Genomic DNA, 7,300 nt, shown 5'->3' with positions numbered 1-7,300 from the left:
GTTATACATTGCACCTTTATTTAATATACGTAATGTTCATGAAAAAGTTCTCCGACCTATCCATTTTGACAAAGTTACTCTCAGGCTTTTCGGTTGTTATTGTCATGATGTTATTGCTAGGTGCTGTGGCACTATCACAGTTAAGCAGTAATAACGCCAGGCTGGAAGCCTATCGCGACAGTTGGTTACCGGGTGTTCGCTATGCATTAGAGATGCGAGGCGTTTTAGCCGAATTGCGCCTGCAGCAGGTTCAGTATATCGCCTCATCGACAGAAAAAGAGCGCGAAGGACACCGTCTGGAGATATTACAGGCCGTAGACAACTTTCGTGCCGCGCAAGATAGATTTCTGAAATTACCCGAAGGTTACAATCACTCCGAACTATTCAAGAGAATAATGTCAGATTTTGACCACTTTTCTCAGGCAAACAGTTTCGTTATTGATGCAGTTAATAATAATCAATTAGCTGAGGCCACTAAAATTAGTGGTGATACATCAAGAAAATATCGCACACAGTTGATGAAAGACCTCGCTGAATTAGTCGTACTGGAAGTTCAAGGTGGAGAACAAGCTGCAACGGATGGTCAACAAAGTTTTAATACTGCCAAAAATGTACTTATCGCTTTATTGCTCTTTGCTGTTTTCATTTCTGCACTGCTTGCTGTCATGATTGCCCGCAACTTTTCTCGTTTATTGGGAGGGGAACCGGCCTACGCTGTGGCTATTATGGGCCATATCGCCGCCGGAAACTTATCCACTGAAATAAAACTTCGCCCAGGTGATAATAATAGCTTACTTGCTTCTCTGAATATCATGAACCGGCAGTTGAAGAAAACGATTAATGAGATCATGCATGGGAGTGAATCAATTTCTGTTGCGTCGAATCAGATTGCTCAGGGTAATGCTGACTTATCACAACGTACCGAGGAACAAGCATCCTCTCTGATTCAAACCTCAGCAAATATGCAGGAACTCACCCAAACCGTACGTCAGAATGCGGAGAATGCCCGGCAGGCAAGTGAGTTGGCGGTTAATACAGCAGCAACCGCCACAGAAGGCGGAATTATTGTTGATGAAATGCTACTTCGTATGCAAGAAATCACCAAAAGCTCGAGGAAGATCGTCGATATTATTGCTGTTATTGAAAGCATTGCCTTCCAAACCAATATATTAGCGTTAAATGCTGCAGTTGAGGCCGCCCGAGCGGGCACCGAAGGTAAGGGATTTGCCGTTGTCGCAAGCGAAGTACGCACTTTGGCACAGAAAAGTGCAAATGCAGCCAAAGAGATAAAGCAATTAATTGTTGGTACGGTTGAGAAAATTAATGCGGGTTCAGAACGCGCTGACCATGCCAGTCAAGCGATGGGCGAGATCGTCGACTCGGTGGGGAAAGTTGCTCATATCGTTGGCGAGATATCGACGGCATCACACGAGCAACACATTGGTATTCAAGAGATCGGTATCGCTGTAGAACAGATGGATCAAGTTACGCAACAAAATGCTGCATTGGTTGAACAAGCTGCCGCCGCCGCACAATCATTAACAGAACAAGGCGCGGAGTTGCGCCAGATTATCCGTTTCTTTCAAGTTAATCAGCCATCATTAAGCTAAGGAAATAATGACTAAGCGCTAAGTCGTGTAAATCATAGCAACTTAGCGCCTAGCTCAAGATAATATTGCATCTCTCTGAAGAACATATTCATTATACGGGTTACAGAAGTTCTTTCTGTACCCAAAGGCTAATACTCCCGCCATTAACAGGAAATGTCGCCCCACCATCTTCATCTGTAGTAATAATATCCTGACGATTACCTAAGTAATCAGCAAACTCTTTATTTTCAAAACCTCCACCAAGAACGATTGTTTTTTCACTTTCTGCGCCATTCGAAAGAATCACCACACAACCGGGTGCCTCCGCCGTGCCAGCACGAACAAAAGCAATACAGTTTTTATCATCAAAATAATCGGTTTGTGCGCCATGAGCGAAGCGTTGCCTGGCTTGAATTAGCCTCTCCAATTCAGCAACAACCGGCATCTCTATCTGATAAGTCCCCCCATCTTCACCGTTATCTTCATAATTGGCACCAAAAAGATCGGGGTAAAAAACACAGGGAATACCTTGTTCTCGTATTAAGATCAACGCGTAAGCCAAAGGTTTAAACCAAGGTTCTACCGGTGCTTCCAGAGCCTGAAGTGGCTGAGTATCGTGATTGGCCACCAACGTAATGGTATGTAACGGGTCAACTTCAATTAATGAGCCATTGAATATTTGCGTTAAGTCAAAATCTTCGCCCTGTTTCGATGCTTCGTGAAACTTGTGATGTAAAGCAACGTCGAACAACATTACATTGCCTTCTACCCGTGCCAGATATTGTTGTAATTTTTCGATATCAGGGGACCAATACTCCGCAATAATCAGTAAATCATGTTCTGTTTCATTTTGTATATATTCTATCCATGCTTTAAAAAACCATGCCGGGATATGTTTTACTGCATCCAATCTAAAACCATCAATTGATAGTGACTCCAGTAACCATTTTCCCCAATATTTTAACTCATCCATAACGGCAGGATTACGGAAATCAATATCCGCCCCCATCAGATAGTCGAAATTACCTAACTCATCATCAACCTCTGTATTCCATCCCTCATTGCTATAATCGTTTACTATCTTAAAAACCCCCTCATCTGAGGGTTCTTCAATATAATCAACACCGGTAAAACACTGTTTATCCCAAACAAAGGATGAATAAGTTTTATTGCGGCCAGGAAACGTAAAACGGGTATAGGCAAGGGCGTCGATAATATCATCGTCCATTTCAGTCCGGTTATCAGGATTAACTTTACGGACACTGACCTGTTCTTTTTCATCCGCCCCCATCTTGTGATTGAATACAACGTCAAAAAGAACTTTTATGCCATTCTCCTTCAATCGGTTAATCGCATTCTGTAATCCTTCTTTGTCGCCATATTTAGTCGACTGAGTCCCCTTCTGATCAAACTCCCCCAGATCAAACAAATCATAGGTGTCATATCCTACAGAATATCCTCCTGAGGCACCTTTATATGCGGGGGGAAGCCAAACGATATTAATTCCAAGTTGGCTAATATGTGCGGCTTGATCTGAGACCTCCTGCCATAATTTACCGCCATCAGGATAGTACCAATGGAAAAACTGGAAGATTGTGGGATTATTCATAGGCTTGATAACTCCATTTAACCGTACATCTCACAGTATGGCCCACTTTATAAAAGTTGGATTGGCAATAAGGTAATAGACTGTGTATTCGTTTTAATAGTGAGTTAATGTAAGGTCGGCCAGCATTAGAAAGAGGTAATTTAAATGAAAATAGTGGATATCCCCTTCGGTATCACCGATTGGTCAGAAATAGAAACAACTGAGCATAAGGGGGAACAAGGGGTTGCCTACTGGCGAACACAACTTTTTGGTCGTGTTAGAGTCCGTATGGTTGAGTACAGTGCTGGATACAAAGCTGACCATTGGTGTTCTAAAGGGCATATATTGCTGTGCCTTGAAGGTGAACTAAGCACTGAATTAGACGATGGGCGAAGCTTTATATTGAAGGCAGGTATGAGTTATCAGGTTGCCGATGGCGCCGAAGCACATCGTTCATCTACAATCTCAGGGGCCAGACTTTTTATTGTCGACTGATCACGTTTTTCGAAGATATCTATGAGTCCTTTATATTCAGCTAGCAGCCAGTCCTCGGCTGTTAGCTGAAATAAACGTTGTTACTGCCCTTCAGGTAATGAATCAACGGGGTTATCCGGGTATAAAACCCGAATACGTCGTCTGACAATCTCGACCTGAAATGCTGCCATGACTGCAATCATGATCAGGATTTCACCAAACCCGCCTTGTTCCGTTGGTTGATTATAAAGATATTGCAGTGTCCCTATAATCCATTTAGAACCAACCAATAGCAGAAATAAAGTTATCGTCAGTGGTGTTCCCTTGCAAAAAATACGTCCATCAGGTTCACGCCAAATCTCTATAAGGCGACCTTGCAAAACACCGACAACAATACTAAATAAAACTCCGCTACCTAAAACTACCCAGGAAGTCATCGTAGCGGGCATATATGTTCCACCGACTACCAGGCCGACCATCCCGTAAACCCAGGCCCATTTAAAACGGGCGGGGCCTAAAGACACCTCGTGGCTGACCGACTGGCGGTACAATGCAAAAAGTGTTAGCACCAGAATAATCAGTATTTGTACGGGAGTCATCGCTATCTCCTTCAAGAGAAGCATCTAATCAGGGATAAAGTGCCTTAATCTGGCATAGTGGCTACCTGCTCTCGCAGTATATTCACGCTTTATCAGTCTTTGGCAACACCAAACAGAAGGTGACCCTTCCCGAACGGTTAACGAAGTCCGTCAACACGTACTGTATAAAGTTTAGGCTATTTCTCAATAAATAACAGAATCCGCATAATATTAATTTATTCCGCACTCCATATTAAATAGTTTTAACTATCCGTTATTACATCTCAATTTCGCTTTAGCTAATCTCAGTCATTTGTATTTATAACAAAGGAATAACATTTGGCGGATCCTCTGATATATTCAATATCTTTTCATTAGTGCTAAACTGCCGATGCTTTTTATTCAGGAGTAAAAAGTTAATTTAAAGGAGAAGAGAAATGACTCAGAATATTTATGATAATCAGGCATTTTTTTCAGGGTATGCACAACTTCCCCGTTCAGTTGACGGATTGGCTGGCGCGCCAGAATGGGAAGCCATTCGCCAGATGCTGCCGTCGCTATCAGGAAGTAAAGTTGTAGATCTGGGTTGTGGCTATGGCTGGTTTTGTCGCTACGCATGCTCGCAAGGTGCCAGCGAAGTTTTAGGGTTGGATGTTTCAACGCGAATGTTAAACCGTGCTAAAGAGATGACCACTGACGAAAACATTATTTACCGTCAGGAAGACCTGGAACATTTGCATCTACCACCACAACTGTTCCAATTAGCCTATAGCTCACTCACATTGCATTATATAAAAGCACTGCCAGCACTGTTTGCCACGATTTATCAAGCACTAACTCCTGGGGGCAGTTTTGTTTTTTCCGCAGAACACCCTATCTTTACCGCAGCAAAGCAACCTGGTTGGTTAATTGCCGATAATGGGCAAAAATCCTGGCCGGTGAACAGTTATCAGGCGGAAGGGGAACGTATAACAAACTGGTTGGCAGAAGGCGTTATCAAGCAGCATCGGACATTAGGGACTTATATTAATTTTTTGATAAAACAAGGTTTTATAATTACACATATCGAAGAATGGGGACCAACAACACAGCAAATTATAGATTATCCTGCATTGGATGAAGAGAAAGAACGCCCTATGCTATTTTTACTTTCTGCGAAGAAACCTGAATAGAAATCGGGATGGTTTTTATTAAAAATTCCTGCATCAACTCGTGACTCTTGGGGAGGTTTACTCCCCCAGCGCCTGTTTGATATTGACTCGGCGAGCCTAAAAACCACTAACTCATTATAAAACCCCTTAATAGGGTTAAATGACCTATAGTATAAATTAAATGCAACGCTGTATGGGATCCATTATGTCTAATAAAAATCACGAAGAAACAACAGTTAATGAAGGTTTGGCTAAAATTCATGAAGCTTCAGAACAACTTACCGAAGAGCAAATTGAACAGTTGGCTGAAGAAGCCAAAGCCGCAGCCAGAGATAATGTACAAAAGCATACACACGACTAATCAACAAAATGGGGGATGTATATGAATACTGTGCCGCCAGATGGATTACCAATATACCGGCTGATTACCGGACCAGATGATTCATCATTTTGTCACCGAGTGTCTGATCAATTGAAGCTTGGCTATGTATTATACGGCTCACCGTCAATCGCTTATGACCCAGAGAAAAAGACGATAATTGCAGCACAAGCGATCATTTGCCCCGGGAATTGAGCCTGATGGTAATAAAAGCTACCCGAGCCACAGTTGGTAATTTGTGATACGGGTGAATAGATTCTTGGATTGAGTTTTACGTTTGTAAAATGTCATCTCACTGATGAGAAAATAATTAATTTTCAATGCGTTAAATTTATTTTTGATGTTGTTTTGTAGCCACACCCAGTAGTCCTTGATCACTACTGCTAATCTTTGTTAGCGACACTTCGCGCTAAGTGGATAAGACAAGTAACAGGAGACGATGAATATGCAAGCTCCCCCGATACCTCAAGATGAGGCTAAGAGAATTGCTACATTACGCTCTTATAATATTCTCGATACCTCTCCCGAAGAACGCTTTGATCGTATCACCCGCTTAGCTAAACGTTTATTTAATGTGCCAATCGCGCTTATATCTATCGTCGACGTAAACCGGCAATGGTTTAAATCACATCCCGGACTGGAAACCAGCGAAACCCCCAGGGATATATCTTTTTGTGGTCATGCGATTTTAGGTGACGATATCCTTTTGGTACCCAATGCCCTTAACGACCTTCGTTTTAGTGACAACCCACTTGTTACCGACGATCCTGGCATTCGTTTTTATGCGGGTTGTCCGCTGGTTGTTCCCAATGGCAGTAAACTTGGCACACTCTGTATTATCGATCTTAAACCGCGCTCTTTAGATGAATACGACCAACAACTTTTATGTGACTTAGCGAAAATGGCTGAGCAAGAAATTGCTGCCGTTCAATTAGCAACTATTGACGAACTAACACAGTTAACCAACCGTCGAGGCTTTGAAATTCTGGCTCAGCATGCATTGACATTTTGCTCGCATAATAATATTCCTGCCACCTTGATTTTCTTTGATCTAAATGATTTTAAAGAAATAAATGACAGTTATGGTCATGCTGAAGGTGATAAGGCATTAGTGACTTTCGCTGAGGAGTTGCAGCTTTTCTTTCGTGACACAGATGTTGTCGCCCGATTGGGGGGGGACGAATTTGTCACATTACTCACGGCATCAGGTTGTAGTGATATGCCAGCAATATTAAGCCGCTTTAAGAATGCATTAGAATTACGCAATAGCCAGGAATTGCGTGGTTATAATATTAATTTTAGCGTGGGGTACGCTAATTGCGATTTAGAGAAAGATACACCGATTAATGAACTACTCGCCGCCGCCGATTCATCCATGTACACGCATAAATTAGAGCTACGCACTAAAAAAATCCCTTTTTCTAAGAGTTAATGTCATGTGTTATTACACTTCTCAAAGCAGCAATAAGTCGTCGTGTTAATAATTAATCAAATCAAAACTAAATGCCTAAACAATAAATCTGCCAGGAGAGATATACCCG

Annotated in this window: 8 protein-coding genes; 6 read left to right on the top strand and 2 right to left on the bottom strand. The window is 42.2% G+C overall.

Annotation, left to right across the window (positions count from 1 at the left end):
- The first annotated feature begins 38 nt into the window (after positions 1 to 38).
- Positions 39 to 1,610 carry a methyl-accepting chemotaxis protein gene (locus tag V1952_RS18590; protein ID WP_372558764.1) on the top strand — a complete coding sequence of 524 codons (1,572 nt, stop codon included), beginning with the start codon at positions 39 to 41 and terminating at the stop codon, positions 1,608 to 1,610.
- 100 nt (positions 1,611 to 1,710) lie between these two features.
- Here the strand turns inward: V1952_RS18590 and amyA are convergent, their stop codons facing one another.
- Positions 1,711 to 3,198 (bottom strand): alpha-amylase, encoded by a 1,488-nt coding sequence (gene amyA, locus V1952_RS18585; protein ID WP_420075293.1) that lies wholly within the window; start codon positions 3,196 to 3,198, stop codon positions 1,711 to 1,713.
- A 144-nt stretch (positions 3,199 to 3,342) separates the two neighbouring features.
- Between amyA and V1952_RS18580 the strand changes: the two genes are divergently transcribed.
- Complete coding sequence (locus tag V1952_RS18580; RefSeq protein WP_083159118.1) at positions 3,343 to 3,672, top strand: DHCW motif cupin fold protein; 330 nt, start codon at positions 3,343 to 3,345, stop codon at positions 3,670 to 3,672.
- Between the two features lie 80 nt (positions 3,673 to 3,752).
- On the opposite strand, the gene V1952_RS18575 is transcribed toward V1952_RS18580, so the two are convergent.
- Positions 3,753 to 4,250 carry a hypothetical protein gene (locus V1952_RS18575; RefSeq protein WP_083159119.1) on the bottom strand — a complete coding sequence of 166 codons (498 nt, stop codon included), beginning with the start codon at positions 4,248 to 4,250 and terminating at the stop codon, positions 3,753 to 3,755.
- 416 nt (positions 4,251 to 4,666) lie between these two features.
- Here V1952_RS18575 and V1952_RS18570 point away from each other — a divergent pair, with 416 nt between their 5' ends.
- The 4 genes from V1952_RS18570 to V1952_RS18555 all read left to right on the top strand — a co-directional run bounded on the left by V1952_RS18570 (position 4,667) and on the right by V1952_RS18555 (position 7,191).
- Entirely contained in the window at positions 4,667 to 5,401 is a 735-nt protein-coding gene (locus V1952_RS18570) for a class I SAM-dependent methyltransferase (protein ID WP_372558762.1), read from the top strand.
- A gap of 172 nt (positions 5,402 to 5,573) precedes the next feature.
- A complete protein-coding gene (locus tag V1952_RS18565; protein WP_372558761.1) occupies positions 5,574 to 5,741 on the top strand; it encodes a hypothetical protein in 168 nt (55 codons plus the stop codon).
- Between the two features lie 15 nt (positions 5,742 to 5,756).
- Positions 5,757 to 5,954, top strand: a complete 198-nt coding sequence (locus V1952_RS18560; protein WP_420075292.1) for a DUF1737 domain-containing protein — start codon at positions 5,757 to 5,759, stop codon at positions 5,952 to 5,954.
- A gap of 244 nt (positions 5,955 to 6,198) precedes the next feature.
- The gene (locus V1952_RS18555; protein WP_420075291.1) at positions 6,199 to 7,191 is read left to right on the top strand and encodes a diguanylate cyclase domain-containing protein; all 993 of its coding nucleotides are present in this window, start codon (positions 6,199 to 6,201) and stop codon (positions 7,189 to 7,191) included.
- Positions 7,192 to 7,300: the final 109 nt, after the last annotated feature.

The sequence above is a fragment of the Yersinia sp. 2542 StPb PI genome, assembly GCF_048593855.1.
In the GTDB taxonomy this organism is placed as follows: Bacteria; Pseudomonadota; Gammaproteobacteria; order Enterobacterales; family Enterobacteriaceae; genus Yersinia; species Yersinia enterocolitica_E.
This window is presented reverse-complemented; position numbering and strand designations above follow the sequence as displayed.